Raw genomic sequence first — 16,589 nt, 5'->3', positions numbered from 1 at the left:
GGGTATCGTGGCCGGTGTCTTCGTCGACCGCTGGTCACTCAAGGGAACGCTCATCGCCAGCGACCTTTCACGCGCGGTTCTGTGTCTGTTGCTGATCTGGGCCGGGGCGACGATGCAGTTCTACCTGATTCTCGCCACCATCTCCATCGTCTCCAGCTTCTTCAATCCGGCACAGGGCGTCACTCTCCGCACAGCCGTGCCGATACACGGCCTGCGCTCCGCCAATGCACTGATGCAGCAGGTTATGTTCGTCATGCGCATCATCGGTCCGGCGGCCGCTGGCGTATTGGTAACGGCTCTGGGAGCCAAGGCCTGCTACATCGTGGATGCGATCAGCTTCGTGGTCTCCGCCGGCTTTATCGCCAGCATCACCATCAAGCGTCCGCCGGTGGCGGCGGAACACCAGACCACCAAGACCGGCGTCGCACGCGTACTGCATGACATGCAGCAGGGCATCCAGTTCATCGTGCATCATAAGGCGCTGCTGTTCGTGATCCTTGCACTGGCCTCCGGCATGTTCGTGCTGGGATGCTTCGGTCCGCTCATCGCCGTTTACGTGCGCGACGTGCTGCATGCCACCACCCCGCGCTCCTTCGGAGCGGCCTCCGCCTCCATCGGCGCCGGAATTCTGCTGGGTATGAACCTGCTGAATACCTTCGGCAAGAAGATGAAGAACACGGTGCTGGTCTACGCCGGCCTGAGTGGAATTGCCATAGGTCTGGTGATCCTTGCCGGTATTCCTTATCTGGCCACATGCATCCTCGGCAACCTGGTGATCGGCCTGTCGGTAGCGGGCATCATCATTCCGGCACAGACGATGATTCAACAGGAGACGCCGCACCACCTGATGGGCCGGGTCGGCTCCACGCTGATGTCGATGATCTTCACCGCGCAGATTCTGGGCCTGATCCTCTCAGGCTTACTGGCACAACACACCGGCACCCGCCAGGTCTTCACACTCTGCGCCATACTTCTGCTGATCCTGATGGCAGTCGGCAAACTCTTCATGGAACCAAAGACACCCGCGGCCACAACCGCATAAAGTGCCCATACACCGGGTGCCCCAGGTCCCCTAGGGACCTGGGCATTCGCGCTCCGCGCGAACCGTCTTTCGCGATTCTCATCTAGCCAGGGTGCCCCGCCCTCGCAACGCTAGGGCGGGTTCGAATGCCCACGCATTGAGATGAAAATCTATAGAGCGGGCTTTCAGCCCTTCCAGATTCTTCAATCGCGAACCTGGGGCGTTGCCCCAGGCTGGTATAGAACGCGCCTTCAGCGCTTGAGCGGTAGCTTGTTTTAAGATTCGTGACTTCCCGCCCACCCTAGCGTTGCGAGGCCGTCGCACCCAGGCAAGTAGGTCACATCAAACCCCAGCAAACGCCTTCCGCGCCGCCGCAACCGTCTTCTCCACCTCATCCTTACCATGCGCCAAACCAATAAAAGCAGCCTCAAACTGCGAAGGCGGCAACCACACACCTTCCTCCATCATGGCGCGATGGAACCGGCCAAATGCAGCCGTATCGCTCTTCGCTGCATCCTCAAAATTCTCCACCGCATCCGGAGTGAAGAACCAGGTCCACATGCTTCCCACACGATTCGTCGTCAGCCGGACACCGGCATCCGCAGCAACCCGTGCCACGCCTTCAGCAACCTGACGCGTCGTCTCGTCGATCTGCGGATAGATCGTTCCCGCCTCGCGGATCAGACGGCCCACGGTAGCCGATCCCGCAGCCATCGCCAGCGGATTGCCGCTCAGCGTTCCTGCCTGGTAGACAGGACCGAGCGGAGCGAGCATGTTCATCACATCCTCACGTCCGCCGAAGACACCGACCGGCAGACCTCCACCRACGATCTTGCCCATGGTGGTGAGATCGGGCTTGATGCCGAAGCGCTGCTGCGCTCCGCCGAGCGCCAGGCGGAAGCCGGTCATCACCTCGTCAAAGATCAGCAGAGCGCCCTCTTCCTCAGTGAGCGCCCGCAATGCTTCCAGATACCTAGCCTTAGGGATCAGCGTGCCGGCATTGCCGACAACCGGCTCCAGAATGATGGCCGCGATGTCGCCCTTATGCTTCGCAAACGCCGCCTCAACGGCAGCGATGTCGTTGTACGGCAACGCCAGCGTGAAGTGTGCAACCTCATCGGGAACGCCGGCGCTTCCAGGGATGCCAAAGGTAGCGACGCCGGAACCCGCTTTCACCAGCAGACCGTCGGCGTGGCCGTGATAGCAGCCCTCGAATTTGATGACGTAGCGGCGCCTTGTAAAACCGCGGGCGACACGAATGGCCGACATCGTCGCTTCTGTCCCGGAGCTGACAAAGCGCATCCGCTCCATCGATGGAACTGCCGTGCGGATGAGTTCACCCAACTCGGCCTCACCGGCATGCGAGGCGCCAAAGCTGGCGCTGCGGCCGGAGGCATAACGAATGGCATCCACGACCTCGGGCACGGCATGGCCCAGGATCATCGGTCCCCAGGAGCCGAAATAGTCGATGTAACGATTGCCATCGGCGTCATACAGATAGGCACCCTGGGCGCGTTCCAGGAAGGGAGCATCGCCGCCCACGGAACGGAAGGCGCGCACCGGCGAGTTCACACCGCCGGGAAAGAGACCTTCGGCACGACGCTGCAGCGAACGGGACATTTCCAGCACTCGAGTCATCTAATTCAGTATAGAAAGGCGGAAGGAGGCTCGGACGATGACCGCACAGGAACAGCAACGGCTCGCGGGCAGGGACATCCTGCTCTACGACGGCGTATGCGCCCTCTGTAACGGAGTTGTGCGTTTTGCCGCGCAGCGCGACCTCACAGGCCGCCTCCTGTTTCTACCGCTTGGCTCCCCCTTGGGAGCGGAGCTGCTGGTGCGGTACGGAATTACCGCCGCGACCCTGAACTCCGTCGTCGTGCTGGAACATGCCCTCACTCCGCAAGAGCGGATCTTCCTGCGCACCAAGGCGGTCGCACAGGTCATGCTGCGGCTGACGCGACCCTGGAGAATCCTTGGACGCCTTCTGATGGCGATTCCGTCGTGGCTAGGCGACCCGGTCTACCGGTTGGTCGCCCGGATTCGTTACCATCTCGCAGGGCGATACGAAATCTGCCCTCTTCCGGAGCCGGGCCTCCGTGAGCGTTTCATCGGACTAGACACGTAAAATCAGCTGAAAATTGAAGTGGATGTCTCAGAATGAGACACATCAACCCAGCAAAATGCGTCTGTTCCCTGGCCACCGTTCCCCATCAATCCTGATAAACTCTAGACTTCCTGCTGTTTTATTTTCCATTTGGAAGGCGCATCTTTGGCTCCAATTCCCGCGAAGTCCTCAGGCCCCATCTCCTACGCCGATGCCGGTGTGGATATCTCCGCAGCAGACCGCTCCAAAGATAAGATCAAGCTGTTAGCGCGCCGGACCTTCAACAAGAACGTCCTGTCAGAGATCGGTTCGTTTGGCGGCCTGTTTGGCCTGGACCTGAGCAAGTTTCCGGATCCGGTGCTGGTCTCCTCGTGACGTACTCTTCGGTCTCCCATCGACCGGCCTGCACACCAACGGCTATTCGCTGGCCCGGAAGCTGCTGTTTGAAGTCGCGGGATACACCGCCGATCAGTACGTCGGCGCCATCAAGGAAAAGACCGGCGCTGCCCTGATGAAGACGCACCGCAGCTACCTCGGCATCATCAGGAAGCTGCACGCGGCCGACTGTGTCTCCGGCATGGCGCACATTACCGGCGGTGGTATTACCGAGAACCTTCCACGTGTGCTGCCCAAGGGAATGGGAGCACATATCGATCTCACCTCATGGCAGGTGCCGCCGCTGTTCACGCACCTGCAGGAGCTGGGCCAGGTCGAGCAGGATGAGATGTTCCGCACCTTCAACATGGGTATCGGTCTTATCTGCGTCGTTCCCGCTGACAAGGTAAAGAAGGCCAAGGCCATTCTGAACCGCGCCAATGAGCGCTTCCATGTGATCGGCCGCGTCGTTCGCGGCGACCGCAAGGTTAGCTACGCTTAAGAGCCGTACGTCCTCGATGACCAGACTCGGTGTTCTTCTCTCCGGACGGGGATCGAACTTTCTCGCGATCGCGGAAGCCATTAACAATGGCTCCCTGCACGGCTGTGAGATCGTGCTCGTGCTCTCGAACAAAGCAGACGCGCCTGGAATCGATGCCGCCCGCCAACTGGGCCTGGAAGCCTATGCGATTCCCTCGAAAGGCATTCCGCGTCAGGAGCATGATCGCCAGATGATCGCGGCGCTGCAGGAGGCCAAGGTTGACCTCATCTGCCTGGCCGGCTACATGCGCATCATCTCGCCGGAGTTCATCGCGGCCTTCCCGAACCGCATTCTGAATATCCACCCCTCACTGCTGCCCGCCTTCCCGCGCCTGGACGCACAGGGACAAGCGCTGGAGTACGGTGCCAAAGTCGCAGGCTGCACCGTCCACTTCGTGGACGAGCAAGTGGACCACGGCACCATCATCGTGCAGCGCACCGTGCCGGTCCTCGACGACGATACGCACGACACACTGGCAGCCCGCATTCTGGAACAGGAACACCAGGCCTACGCGGAAGCCCTGCAGCGAGTCCTCTCCGGCGAGTACCGCATAGAAGGCCGCCGCTACATCCGCAAGTAAGCAAGCCCCTTCTATCAATCGGGTGCCCCACCCTCGCAACGCTAGGGTGGGCAAGGATGCCACAGGTGCCCAATTCCCCATACCCTGGGTGCCCCATATCTGCGAAGCAGATGTGGGAGTATCGAGCTCCGCTCGATCCGTTTGTCCAGTGGGATTTCTCAACCGTAATCAGCAAAACGGTTCGCGCATAGCGCGAATGCCCACATCTGCTTCGCAGATATGGGGCACCCAGGGTATGGCACTCTTTACCGCTTCCCCCAATTCATCAAAGGCAAAATGCTCGAATAATCATCCGTCCACGCAGTTGCCTTGATCTCCGGAAAACTCGACCGCGCAATCACCACATCCGTCTCCTGCTGAAAATCCTTGCGATTCGTCAGCAGTACCCATGTCGCGCTGTAATACCCCTTCTTCTCATCATTCGGAGTGCTGATCAGCACCGCATCCAGACCAGCCGTCTTCGCCAGCGCGGCTACTTCCGGTGCGAGATGCAGATACTGGTTCGAAACATGAAACGCGATAATGCCGCCCGGAGCCATATGCTTCCGGTACAACCCAAGTGCCTGCGTCGTGATCAGATGCAGCGGAATCGCATCGCCGGAGAACGCATCGATCACCAGGATGTCGAAGTTGTTCGGCGCCTCGTGCTGCAATGAGATCCGCGCATCTCCGGCAACGATAGGAATCTGAATTGGAGCATCGCGGAGATAGGTAAAGAGATTACGAGCAATCGGCTCGACCGCAGGATTGATCTCGTAGAAGCGATAGCGGTCACCCGGCTGCGCATACACCGCCAGAGAACCTGAACCCAGCCCAATCACACCCACTGACTTCGGCCGGCCGACGCAGCAGTAGCGCATTGCCAGGCCGATGCCGGAATCGGGCGAATAGTAGCTGACCGGAACCCGCGCATGATCGGGAGTGAAGATCTGCGTGCCGTGCTTAATCGTTCCGTTGTAGAGCGTGCGAAGTACACTCGCCGGAGGAAATGCTCCCTGCGTCACGCRCAACGGACCGTAGAAGTTGCGGACCTGGGCCATGCTTCCTGCCTGGAACGCCTGGTACTCCTTCCCGATAAGGAAGAGCAGCAGCACCGACGCCGTCGCCCACAGAAGGCGTTGCGCCCAGCCCCCCTGCCACAACGCAATGACGGCGACCGCCGCAGTGACAAAGAAGGAGATCGCCAGATCGTAGTTCGCCGCAAAGACCAGCGGACTCACAATGCCGATAAAGAAGGTTCCCGCGGCTCCGCCGGCCGAGAGCATCAGGTAGAACATCGTCGACTGCTGTGGGTCTTCCGGACGATGCAGATAAAGCTCGGCATGGCAGAAGTAGCAGGCCAGGAAGAGCTCAATCAAGTAGAAGCTGATGCTGAGCCAGATGGGAAAGGTAGCTCCCTCTTTCGTAAGTGTGTATGCCAACGCCGCCAGAAAGACGACCAGGAAACGAATCACCAGACCACGTTGGTAGAACTGCCCGAATTCAAACGCAACAATGAAACTGAGCAGATAGGCCGAGAGCGGGAGAATCCATAGCAACGGAATCGGTGCAATGTCCTGTGAGAGGTGCGCCGTCACCGCCGCAAGCTGCATGGAGGCAGCAAACGGCAACAGGAACCAGAGCACAAGCTTTCCGGTAGCCGGACGGGCTACCGGCTGGGCCGCTTCCTCCGTAACCACACCACTACCGCTCGCCGGAACCAGCATCGCGCAGAGCGCGGCATAGACAACGAATCCCGCAGCCCAGGAGATACGCTGCGTGTGCAGCGACATATGCGGCTCAATCAGGACGGGATATGCCAGCAGCGCCAGCAGGCTGCCGACGTTCGAAAGCGCAAACAGCCGGTACCGCACGCCTTCCCCTTCGCTCTTCGCCAGCCATACCTGCAGCAGCGGACTGGTGGCCGAAAGCAGCAGAAACGGCAGACCGATGCTGCTGCCGAGCGCCAGGAAGATGGTCGTAATGGGGTGCGAAAATGCCGTCGGCGACTCCGGAGCCGTCGAGACAAAGGCCAGCAGCACCGCCGCCGCCAACAGGCCAAGATGCACGCCACGCTGGATCCGTAGCCGCGTCAGCAAGTGGGCATAGCTGTAGCCGAACAGCAGAAGAAGCTGAAAGACGACCAGGCAGGTGATCCAGACGGCAGAGCTTCCGCCAAGGGAAGGAAGCAGTTGACGGGCAGCCAGAGGTTCTACAAGAAACAGCAGAAAGGCGCCGAGAAAGATGGTCAGGGCAAAGAGCGGACGCTTGGTCATGGGACGCGCAAATGGCGTGTCCCAGCCTATCATCCGGGGTCCGGGCGGCCGGCCAAGTAAAATAGAGCTGTCATGAAGATAGTCCTCGCCGAAAAAGTCTCGCCTGCTACCCTTGCTGTTTTTCAAGAAGAGCCCAACTGGCAGATCGTAACGCCGGACCAGATCAAGAATGGCCTTGCCGCTGAGCTCGCGGACGCTGATGCTCTCATCGTCCGCAGCGCCGTTCAGGCAGACGCCAAGCTGCTGGAGTCCGCTCCGAAGCTGCGCATCATCGGCCGTGCCGGTGTGGGCGTTGACAACATCGACGCCGATGCCGCCACCCATCGCGGCATCGTAGTAATGAATACGCCCGGAGCCAACGCCATCGCCGTGGCAGAGCTGACCATCGGCCTGATGATCACCATGGCGCGCTTCATCCCTCGCGCTAACGCCACCATGCACGCCGGCAAGTGGGACAAGAAGACCCTGCAGGGCCAGGAACTACGCGGCAAGACCCTCGGCATCATCGGCCTGGGCCGCATCGGCCAGGAAGTGGCGCGCCGCGCCCGCTCCTTCGGCATGGAGCTGATCGGCTACGATCCCTTCGTTGCTCCCGTCATCGCACGCGAGAACGGCGTCGGCCTCGCTCCTCTGGACGAAGTCTTCCGCAAGGCCGACTACCTGACGCTGCACGTAGGTCTGACACCGCAGACCGAAGGCCTGATCAATGCCACTTCGCTGGCGACCATGAAGAAGGGCGTTCGCATTGTGAACTGCGCCCGCGGCGAGCTGATCAATGATGCCGCTCTGGCTGAAGCCATTCAAGCCGGCAAGATCGGCGGCGCTGCCCTCGACGTCTTCTCGCAGGAGCCGTTGAAGGAGTCTCCATATCACGGCCTGGAGAACGTCATCCTCTCGCCCCACATCGGCGGATCGACTGATGAAGCCCAGGAAGCCATCGGTATTCAGCTTGCGCAGCAGGTACGCGATTACCTGAAGCTTGGCGTCGTGCAGAACGCCGTCAACTTCCCCTCGCTCACGCATGAGGAGTACCAGCAGGTCGCTCCCTATGTGGAGATGGCCGAGCGCCTGGGAGCCTTCCTTTCGCACGCCACCCCCGGGAACCTGGAGAACATCCAGATCAACTACGCCGGCCGTCTGGCACAGGGTCGGGCCCTGGCCGTGGTGCAGATCGATGTACCCTCCGCCGCAGCCGCCAATGACGCACTGGCCGCACTGCGCAAGGTGGAGGCTATCGTCAGCGTTCGCCTGGTGGAGCTGGGTAAAATCTAACTATGCCGCTATACGAATACGAGTGCCARCAATGCCGCCGGTACGTTGAGAAGATCCAGAAGTTCTCTGACCCGCCGCTGACCGAGTGCCAGCAATGCGGTGGCCGTCTGGAGAAGACCATCACAGCGCCCGCGGTGCAGTTCAAGGGCGGCGGATGGTACGCGGATCTCTACTCTTCCTCCAAGAAGAGTGGCGGTGCGGCGAAGTCTGAGTCCAGCACCACCACCAGCAGCGACTCGACCTCTTCCACGCCGGCGCCTGCTGCCACAACAACCTCCGATAAGAAATAAGAAAAGCCCGCCTTACCGGCGGGCTTTCTCTTGCAAGACAGAACTCAGGAACGCTTCTTCGGAACTTTCTTACCCGCCTTGCGGGCTTCTGAAAGTCCGATCGCGATGGCCTTCGTACTCTTCTTCGCTGCTTTCTTCGATGCCTTCTTGGTTGCCATAATGAAACTATCCTCCCGCGCTATAAGAGTCAGGCAACCTGAAAGAGAGTTGTCCATCATTCCAGCATCTTCTGATACCTTCTGTATCCCCACAGCGACAGGATGATCGACGCGATGAAGGCAATGCCTTCAAGAACCCACTGCCACACACCAGGCGATCTCGTGAGCTCACCGCGCTGATGCGCCGCATAACTGCGCTGCACATCTTCCCGCAAGCCAGGAACAGTGATGATGCTGAAGTCTGCCGTTGGCAACGATCCAAAGACACGTTCGGGTGAAGGCGCCACACCGTCGCGGTCTTTCGGAATGGCAGCCATCAACACATTCACCTCCGCATCCTTCGCATCGTTGAAGAACTCTGTCTGCGCCGTATTCGGGAAGAGAGTCGTCTTTCCTGTCATCTTCAACTCAATCGCGGAAACAGCATCCTGGCAGACACCCAGCGTGTAATACCCACCAAAAGGAAGCTGAGGATTCGCCAGATGCAGCCGTGCATACGCGGCCGTGAAGCCGCCCAGCAGACGGATTACCTCGCGCGCCTGTGCACCCTCATACTCATGCGCGTGCCGGCCCATCACCCACGGCTGATTCAACAGATCGTTGGTGCGAAACTCCGCGCGGCCATCGATACCGAAGTAGAAGGTCACATCCGCATGCAGACGCGGCCCTTCTACCATCAACTCGTACTCCGCATGCGCAACCGGCACCAGGAGATGCCGCCTTCGCTGCCACCAGTGATCGGCAGGAACCAGAAGCTGTGAGTCCAGGAAGAAGGGCATCGTCACATCCTGGCCTTTGTAATGGAAGTGTCCGAAGTTGGCGAAGTAACGAACGTCCGAAACAGTAATCCGGTACCCGCTCGCAGCCAGCGCATCGATCAACTCTTCCGGCGTATCTGCAGTGCGTCCACCGAAGGTTGCTCTGAAACTCTGCGCATCATCGAGGCGGTTCAGAGATAGGCGATTCAACACCTCGGCCAGACGTTGGCTCTCAGCATGCAGAGGAGCAAGCTTCGGATCAGGCCCATCGCCCCGCGTGACCTCCGCACCAAGGTCGGTGACCTCCGCCTTCAACTCACCACGGTCAGAAGGCTTGTCGAGGTTTTCCGTCTCCGCCGCCTCAAGGGTGTACGGTCCCAGCGTGACCCACTGCGCAAGGGCTCGCGTTGCAGGTTTCAGCTTCTCACCGAAGATCCGGGTTCCCAGATCGACGGTGCCGTTAACACGGCCAATCGTCCATCCGGGAAAGCGGTCAAGACCGCTCCAGTCTTTTCCCAGGATCAGGCTGCGCAGCAGATCGAAGAGCTTCGGCGTCAGCACCGCGCCCGCCTTCTCTCCGCCGTTGATCGCAGCCAGCAGCTTCTCCGTGAAGCCAGGCTGAGCGGAGAGCTCCCGCATCATCTGCGAGAGCGGCACCGTGTTCGGCAATGTAGGAGCAGCCATGGTCTGAGCCGCCATCAGCGTACACGAGACAACCGCAAACGCCGCACCGCGTAAGAAAGCCACACTGCAACAGATACGCCGCATACCTGCTTTGGATGCGCGTCTACTGGTTGAGCTTCTTAATCACCAGCTCATTCAGCAACGCAGGATTCRCCTGTCCCTTGGACAAACGCATTACCTGACCGACGAAGAAGGCCGAAACAGTCGTCTTGCCGCCCTTGAACTGCTCCACCTGCTTCGGATTGGCGGCGATGACCTCATCGATCATCTTCTCGATGACCGACGTATCGGAGATCTGCTGCGGCTTCTCACGCTCGTAGACGACCGGGAAATCCTCACCCTTCTCAAAGCTTGTATCGAGCAACTGCTTGAGCATCTTGCTCGAAAGYTCACCGCTCTCTGCCAGGTCGGCCGCCATCGCCAGGCCCTTCATGCTGACCGGCGACTGCTCCAGCTCCAGACCGGCGGCATTCAAACGGCCAGTAAGTTCGCTGGTAATCAACGCGGCAACACGCTTGGGACTCTTCGATGCCTTGGCCGCAGCCTCGAACTGATCCGCGAACGACGCCGAAGCGGTCAGCGTCTCCGCATCCTTCTCCGTAATGCCGTACTCCGCAATCAAACGCGTACGCTTGGCCTCAGGCAGTTCCGGCAGGCCCTTCAGAATCTCGTTCTTCCACTCCTCACTGATGAGCAGTGGTGGCAGATCCGGCTCTGGGAAGTAGCGGTAGTCATGCGCCTGCTCCTTCGAACGCATGGAGTAGGTCACGCCCTCAGCGGAGTTGTACAGACGCGTCTCCTGCGCCACCTTGCCACCCGACTCCAGARTCTCAACCTGGCGCTCGATCTCATACTCCAGCGCCGAGCGGATGAAGCGGAACGAGTTGACGTTCTTCACCTCAGCCTTGGTGCCAAACTTGTCTGCGCCCTTCAGCATGATCGAGACGTTAGCGTCGCAACGCAGCGAACCCTCTTCCATGTTGCAGTCGGAGACGCCGGCGTACAGCAGAATCTCCTTCAGTTTCGTGAGGTAATCAAATGCTTCCTGCGGCGAACGGAGATCCGGCTCCGAAACGATCTCGATCAACGGCGTGCCGCAGCGATTCAGATCGATGTAGCTGCGCGTCACCGAGTCCGGAAAACCATCATGGATGCTCTTGCCCGCGTCCTCTTCCATATGCGCGCGGGTGATCCCGATACGCTTCAGGCCACCGTTGCCGTCTGGAATATCGAGATAGCCGTGCTCGCAGGTCGGCTTATCGTACTGCGAGATCTGGTAGCCCTTGGGCGAGTCCGGATAGAAGTAGTTCTTCCGCGCGAAGATGCTGACCGGGTTGATCTTGCAGTTCAGTGCCGCTCCCGTCAGGACAGCAAACTCTACCGCCTGCTCATTCAACACAGGCAGAGCTCCGGGCAGGCCAAGGCAGACCGGGCAGACGTGGGTATTGGGCTCGCCACCGTAGAGATTGACGCAGCCGCAGAATGCCTTCGTCTTGGTAAGAAGCTGGACGTGGACCTCAAGCCCGATCACGGGCTGGTACTTGGCGAGAACCTCGGGCGAAAGCGCGCTAGCTGTGGGCATCAGAACCAAATTTTATCAACTTAGGAGCCAAAGACGCGCTCGGGATGTGTCCGGGCGTACCGAACCCAGGCGCTATAGATTACCGACCTGTCATGTTCAGAGGAGTCGAGCCCCCACGCCCGTTTGTTGATCTTATCCGCCACCTTCCGCAGACCTTTCCGCTTCAATAGTCCATTCGGATCTTCTTCCGAAATTCGCTGGTGCAGTAGAGGCATCATCAATTCAGCCGCTTCGTGAAAACAGGCCCCTAGCTCCGGCAGGCCTAGTTCAAGCAGCCCCTCTTCCGTCTGGGCCACTAGTCCGGGTTCACCGAAATTGCCGAAGTGCCATGTAATGCTGTCGAGCGTCAGGCTCACATCAAGCCAATGTGTTGCGGCCATGGCTCTAAGTCCAACAGGAAGCGCCTCCAGACTTTGAGCAAAACTTCCATCAGTGCTGTAGGGATCACCGGAAACGCGAGCAGTCAGGATCTTCATGAGCTCCGCTAAGAAATCCTTGTCATCGCTTTGAAGGGCAGGCCACTGTTCTTCCGGAGAGCTCTGATCCATAGACCGAGTTTAGCCGACCGGCCAATCTATCTAAATCGCTCATTTTCAAACGTCTGCACATCACCACTGAGCGAATTACACTGGAAAGAGATGATTCTTCCATTTGTCCGCGAGCTGTTTGCGGAACTGGAACATACTGAGCCGTACGAACGTGTGCGCCGCCACCTGAGTGCCGGTGTGGGGCGTCGTCGTGTCTCTGGGCTCACCTTTACCGCTCGCGCCCTGTATCTGCCCTACTTCGTCCGCGCGAGCCACACCCCCTGCCTCGTCATCGTCCCCGACAACAAGGCCGCCGAAGCCCTGCACGGCGCCCTGATCGAGACCTGTGAGCTCACCGGAGCACTCGACCCCAAAACCGTCCTCCGCCTGCCCTCGCACGACGTACTCCCCTTCGAGAACCTCTCGCCGCACGCCGAGATCCAGGAGCAGCGCGCCGCCACCCTCTGGAAGATCGCCAGCGGCACCGCAAAGCTGGTCATCGCGCCCATGGAGTCGGCCTGCATGCGCCTCTTCTCCCGCGAGCACTATGCCGGCCTCGCCCTGCATCTGCGCCGCGGCGAAGAGCATATCCCAGAGATGCTGCTTGAACACCTGCTCTCCGTCGGCTACACCCGCGTCGACGTTGTCGAGATGCCCGGCCAGGTCACGCACCGCGGCGGCATCATCGACCTCTATTCGCCCGAGCAGGATCGCCCCGTCCGCATCGACTTCTTCGGCGACGAGATCGAGACGATCCGCAAGTTCGATCCGGAAACCCAGCGCAGTTCCACTCCACTCGAAGAAGCCCTGCTGCTGCCGCTTACCGAAACTCCGGTTACTGAGAAGCTCCTGACCGCCATCAATAACCGCCTCACCCGCGCAGGCGAGGCCGGAGCAGCCCTGGAGGGCAGCGAGCAGCCCCGCGAGCTCCGCACCACCTACGGCGAAGCCACCGTCTTCCCCGGATGGGAGTTCTACGYGCCGGTCGCCGGAGCCAACAGCGATCTCCTCGCCCTGCTCGGCCCCACCACGCGCGTCTTCGTCGAAGAGCCCGCCATGGTCAAAAACCAGGGTGAGCGCTGGTGGAACAAGCTGGAGCAGGCACACGACCGCGCTGCCATCGGCTCGCTGGTCCGCGCCGAAGATATCTATCTCTCACCCTGGGACCTGGAAGACCGCGTCCGCCGCATGCCCGGCATCGAGCTCGACCAGCTCGGCGCCGTCGATGTGCTGGACACACAGGTCGACGCCCTTAGCGGCATCGAGATACCCACCCGGCCCACAACCCGCTTCCACGGCTCGATTCCTGCTCTCGTAGAACAGCTTCGCTCCCTGATGAACCAGGACTCGCGCATCGTTCTCACCGCTCCCAACCAGGGCGAAGTCGAGCGCCTCGCCGGCCTGCTGCAGGAGTACAAGGTCCCGTACCGCATCGGCTCGCGCACACAGACCAGCAGCGGCTCGGCAACCATCTACGACGAGACCACCTACCTCTCCGGCAGCGCGAACACACCGGTCATCGTCCGCGCCGCCATCCTGAACGGCGTTCACGTCCTCGACCTCGACCAGGCCACCGCCCGCCAACTCGTCGTCTACGGAGCGCAGGACCTGCAGGACGAAGCCGACATTGCTCCGCGGCGCACCTTCAAAAAGTCCAAGACCTCCGCCTTCGTCTCCGACTTCCGCGACCTCGCCATGGGCGACTACGTCGTCCACGTGGAGCACGGCATCGCCCAGTACCAGGGCCTGCGCACCATCGATCAGGATGGCATTCCGCTCGAGCTCATGATCCTTGAGTTCGCCGAGGGAGCCAAGCTCTACGTCCCCCTCACGCGGCTCGACCTGATCCAGAAGTACCGCTCTACTGATACCGGTCCGGCTCCCGAGCTCAACCGCCTGGGCAGCCAGCAGTGGGCCAAGACCAAAGCGCGCGTCAAGAAGGCCATGCAGGACATGACCGACGAGCTGCTGAAGCTCTATGCGCAGCGCAAAGCCGCGCAGGGCTTCGCCTTCTCGCCGGACAGCAACCTCATGCGCGAGTTCGAAGACGCCTTCGACTACAACGAGACCGACGATCAGCTCTCCGCCATCGCCGACATCAAGCGCGACATGGAGACAACCCAGCCCATGGATCGCCTGCTCTGCGGCGACGTCGGCTACGGCAAGACCGAAGTCGCCATGCGCGCCGCCTTCAAGGCCGTGCAGGACTCGAAGCAGGTGGCCGTGCTCACACCCACCACCGTGCTCAGCTTCCAGCACTACGAGAGCTTCAAGAAGCGCTTCGCCAAGTTCCCCGTCACCGTCGAGATGATCTCGCGCTTCCGCACCGCAAAGGAACAAAAGAAGATCGCGGAAGACGCCGCCGCCGGCAAGATCGACATCCTGATCGGCACCCATCGCCTGCTCTCCAAGGACCTGGCGTTCCAGGACCTCGGTCTGCTGATCGTCGATGAAGAACAGCGCTTTGGCGTGCGCCACAAGGAACGCATGAAGCAGTTCCGCGCGCATCTTGACGTGCTCTCCATGTCGGCCACGCCTATCCCCCGCACATTGCACATGTCGCTCGTCGGTCTGCGCGATATGAGCGTCATCGAGACGCCGCCCAAAGACCGCATGGCCATCCAGACCATCGTCGCCAAGTTCGACGAGAAGATCGTGCGCACGGCCATCGAGATGGAGCTCGAGCGTAGCGGCCAGGTCTACTTCGTCCATAACCGCGTCGAAACTATCTACGATATCGCCTCGCGGATCCGCGAGCTGACGCCGCAGGCACGCGTGGTCGTCGCTCACGGACAGATGGGCGAAGCCGAGCTTGAGCGCGTGATGCTTGCCTTCATGCATCACGAGTACGACGTACTCGTAGCCACCAGCATCATCGAGAACGGCCTCGATATCCCACTGGCGAACACCATCCTGATCAATCGTGCCGACCGTCACGGTCTCAGCGAGCTCTACCAGCTCCGCGGCCGTGTAGGCCGTTCGAACCGTCGCGCTTACTCCTATCTCCTGATTCCACCGGAGACCGAGCTCACCGAAGTAGCCCGCCGCCGTCTGGCCGCATTGAAAGAGTTCTCCGACCTCGGCGCAGGCTTCAAGATCGCCGCACTCGACCTGGAGCTGCGCGGCGCAGGTAACATGCTTGGCGGCGAGCAGAGCGGCCACATCGAAGCCATCGGCTTCGAGATGTACACCTCCATGCTCGAAGAAGCCGTCGCCAAGATGAAGGGCGAGGAGAAGCAGGAACGTCAGCCCGTCCAGCTCAACCTCGGCATCTCGCTACGCATCGACAGCGACTATATCGAAGAAGAGAATCAGCGCCTGCGCATGTACAAACGCATCGCCGGGGCCGCCAACGATGCTGAACTCGCAGACGTCCGCGCCGAGCTGATCGACCGCTACGGCACCCTGCCCGACTCCGTGCTCAACCTGCTCTCCGCCGCTGAGCTGCGCCTGACGGCGGAACGTCTCTGCGTCTCCCAGATCGACCGCAAGCGCACGCAGATCGAGATCGCCAGGAAGAAGGAAAACGTAGAGATGCTGCACGTCCGCTTCGATCCGAAGAGCATGATCGACCCAGGCGAGCTGATGAAGCTGGTAGCCCGCTACGCCAAACGCGGAGCCCAGTTCTCTCCCCAGGGCGTTCTGCGCTGGCCGCTCAGTTCCGCCAAAGCGGAAGACGTACTGGCCGAAACCCGCTCCCTGCTGGAACAACTGGTCCTCCGCCCGGCGTAGCAGCGACCAAAACCCGCAGCTGGGAGTGTCAACAAATCTGTAACCCATACACTGGGTGCCCCATCCATTGCGCTAAACGATGGGTGGGATATCGGCGGGTGCCCCACATACGCGAAGCTTATGTGGGAGTATCGAGCGTTAGCTCGATCCGTCTTTTTGTGTGTCATTTCGTAGCGCCGGGGTCCCCGACCAGCTTGCTGGTTGGGGTGGTCGATCAACGGGAGCGGAGAAATCTGCTTCTCTACCCTTACTTTTCCTTGTGCAGCAAGGATAAAAACCGATCGCGCAAAGCGCGATCCCAACCAGCAACCAGGAACTAGCAACCAGCAACTGCCTCCCCGCAGTAAACTGCAATGCAGCAAGGAACCACTCCCTCAGGACGACTTCTACCGATGAAGAAACTCGCCATCCTCGCTCTCGGAGCCGCTATGACTACCGCCGCCGCACCCGCGCAGAAGATCTCCTCCGACGGAGCGCAGCAGACCTTCCGTTTCTACGTCGACCAGTACTTCGATGACGTCTTCAACTTCACGCCGACCTACGGCACCCAGGCCGGCTTCCACCAGTACGACGGCCGCCTCGAAGACTACTCCGCCGCCGCTGTTCAGACGCAGATCAAATCCAGGCGCGAGTGGCAGAAGAAGTTTGAAGCAGTGCCCCCCGACGGCCTCGATGGCTCTGTCGCCGACGATCGCCAGGTCCTGCTG

At 60.4% G+C, this 16,589-nt stretch carries 13 protein-coding genes and 2 pseudogenes; 9 read left to right on the top strand and 6 right to left on the bottom strand.

What is annotated here, in order from left to right; all coding sequences use genetic code 11:
* Positions 1–1,042, top strand: a 1,042-nt coding sequence (locus AB4043_RS06705; RefSeq protein ID WP_442306720.1) for an MFS transporter, incomplete at its 5' end; no start/stop codon positions are given.
* Positions 1,043–1,363: 321 nt separating this feature from the next.
* Here the strand turns inward: AB4043_RS06705 and hemL are convergent.
* Positions 1,364–2,659 (bottom strand): glutamate-1-semialdehyde 2,1-aminomutase, encoded by a 1,296-nt coding sequence (gene hemL, locus AB4043_RS06700; protein ID WP_442301435.1) that lies wholly within the window; start codon positions 2,657–2,659, stop codon positions 1,364–1,366.
* Positions 2,660–2,696: 37 nt separating this feature from the next.
* Here hemL and AB4043_RS06695 point away from each other — a divergent pair, with 37 nt between their 5' ends.
* From AB4043_RS06695 to purN, 4 genes are all read left to right on the top strand, one after another.
* A complete protein-coding gene (locus AB4043_RS06695; protein ID WP_442301434.1) occupies positions 2,697–3,149 on the top strand; it encodes a thiol-disulfide oxidoreductase DCC family protein in 453 nt (150 codons plus the stop codon).
* A gap of 144 nt (positions 3,150–3,293) precedes the next feature.
* Positions 3,294–3,503 (top strand): hypothetical protein, encoded by a 210-nt coding sequence (locus tag AB4043_RS06690; RefSeq protein ID WP_442306719.1) that lies wholly within the window; start codon positions 3,294–3,296, stop codon positions 3,501–3,503.
* Complete coding sequence (locus AB4043_RS06685) at positions 3,481–4,005, top strand: AIR synthase-related protein (RefSeq protein WP_442306721.1); 525 nt, start codon at positions 3,481–3,483, stop codon at positions 4,003–4,005. The genes AB4043_RS06690 and AB4043_RS06685 overlap by 23 nt, the downstream gene beginning before the upstream one ends.
* 16 nt (positions 4,006–4,021) lie before the next feature.
* Positions 4,022–4,624 carry a phosphoribosylglycinamide formyltransferase gene (gene purN, locus AB4043_RS06680; protein WP_442306718.1) on the top strand — a complete coding sequence of 201 codons (603 nt, stop codon included), beginning with the start codon at positions 4,022–4,024 and terminating at the stop codon, positions 4,622–4,624.
* Between the two features lie 245 nt (positions 4,625–4,869).
* Here purN and AB4043_RS06675 read toward each other — a convergent pair whose 3' ends face one another.
* Positions 4,870–6,879: a spermidine synthase gene (locus AB4043_RS06675; RefSeq protein WP_442306717.1), complete on the bottom strand. Its 2,010-nt coding sequence runs from the start codon at positions 6,877–6,879 to the stop codon at positions 4,870–4,872.
* A gap of 72 nt (positions 6,880–6,951) precedes the next feature.
* Here AB4043_RS06675 and AB4043_RS06670 point away from each other — a divergent pair.
* A pseudogene (locus AB4043_RS06670) lies at positions 6,952–8,031 on the top strand (hydroxyacid dehydrogenase); the annotation flags it as partial.
* Between the two features lie 122 nt (positions 8,032–8,153).
* Positions 8,154–8,441 carry an FmdB family zinc ribbon protein gene (locus AB4043_RS06665; protein ID WP_442301429.1) on the top strand — a complete coding sequence of 96 codons (288 nt, stop codon included), beginning with the start codon at positions 8,154–8,156 and terminating at the stop codon, positions 8,439–8,441.
* A 44-nt stretch (positions 8,442–8,485) separates the two neighbouring features.
* Here the strand turns inward: AB4043_RS06665 and AB4043_RS06660 are convergent, their stop codons facing one another.
* From AB4043_RS06660 to AB4043_RS06645, 4 genes are read right to left on the bottom strand one after another with little or no spacing between them, the layout of a single operon-like run.
* The gene (locus AB4043_RS06660; protein ID WP_442306716.1) at positions 8,486–8,599 is read right to left on the bottom strand and encodes a DUF6496 domain-containing protein; all 114 of its coding nucleotides are present in this window, start codon (positions 8,597–8,599) and stop codon (positions 8,486–8,488) included.
* Between the two features lie 56 nt (positions 8,600–8,655).
* Positions 8,656–10,125: a hypothetical protein gene (locus AB4043_RS06655; RefSeq protein WP_442301427.1), complete on the bottom strand. Its 1,470-nt coding sequence runs from the start codon at positions 10,123–10,125 to the stop codon at positions 8,656–8,658.
* A gap of 19 nt (positions 10,126–10,144) precedes the next feature.
* On the bottom strand, positions 10,145–11,623 hold the full coding sequence (gene gatB / locus AB4043_RS06650; RefSeq protein ID WP_442306715.1) for an Asp-tRNA(Asn)/Glu-tRNA(Gln) amidotransferase subunit GatB: 1,479 nt from the start codon (positions 11,621–11,623) through the stop codon (positions 10,145–10,147).
* 20 nt (positions 11,624–11,643) lie between these two features.
* Positions 11,644–12,099: a hypothetical protein gene (locus AB4043_RS06645; protein WP_442301425.1), complete on the bottom strand. Its 456-nt coding sequence runs from the start codon at positions 12,097–12,099 to the stop codon at positions 11,644–11,646.
* A 162-nt stretch (positions 12,100–12,261) separates the two neighbouring features.
* Here AB4043_RS06645 and mfd point away from each other — a divergent pair, with 162 nt between their 5' ends.
* A complete protein-coding gene (gene mfd / locus AB4043_RS06640) occupies positions 12,262–15,882 on the top strand; it encodes a transcription-repair coupling factor (protein ID WP_442306714.1) in 3,621 nt (1,206 codons plus the stop codon).
* Between the two features lie 392 nt (positions 15,883–16,274).
* A pseudogene (locus AB4043_RS06635) lies at positions 16,275–16,589 on the top strand (DUF885 domain-containing protein); the annotation flags it as partial.

Origin of the sequence: Terriglobus sp. YAF25 (genome assembly GCF_052113305.1) — a bacterium.
Taxonomy (GTDB): domain Bacteria; phylum Acidobacteriota; class Terriglobia; order Terriglobales; family Acidobacteriaceae; genus Terriglobus.
This window is presented reverse-complemented; position numbering and strand designations above follow the sequence as displayed.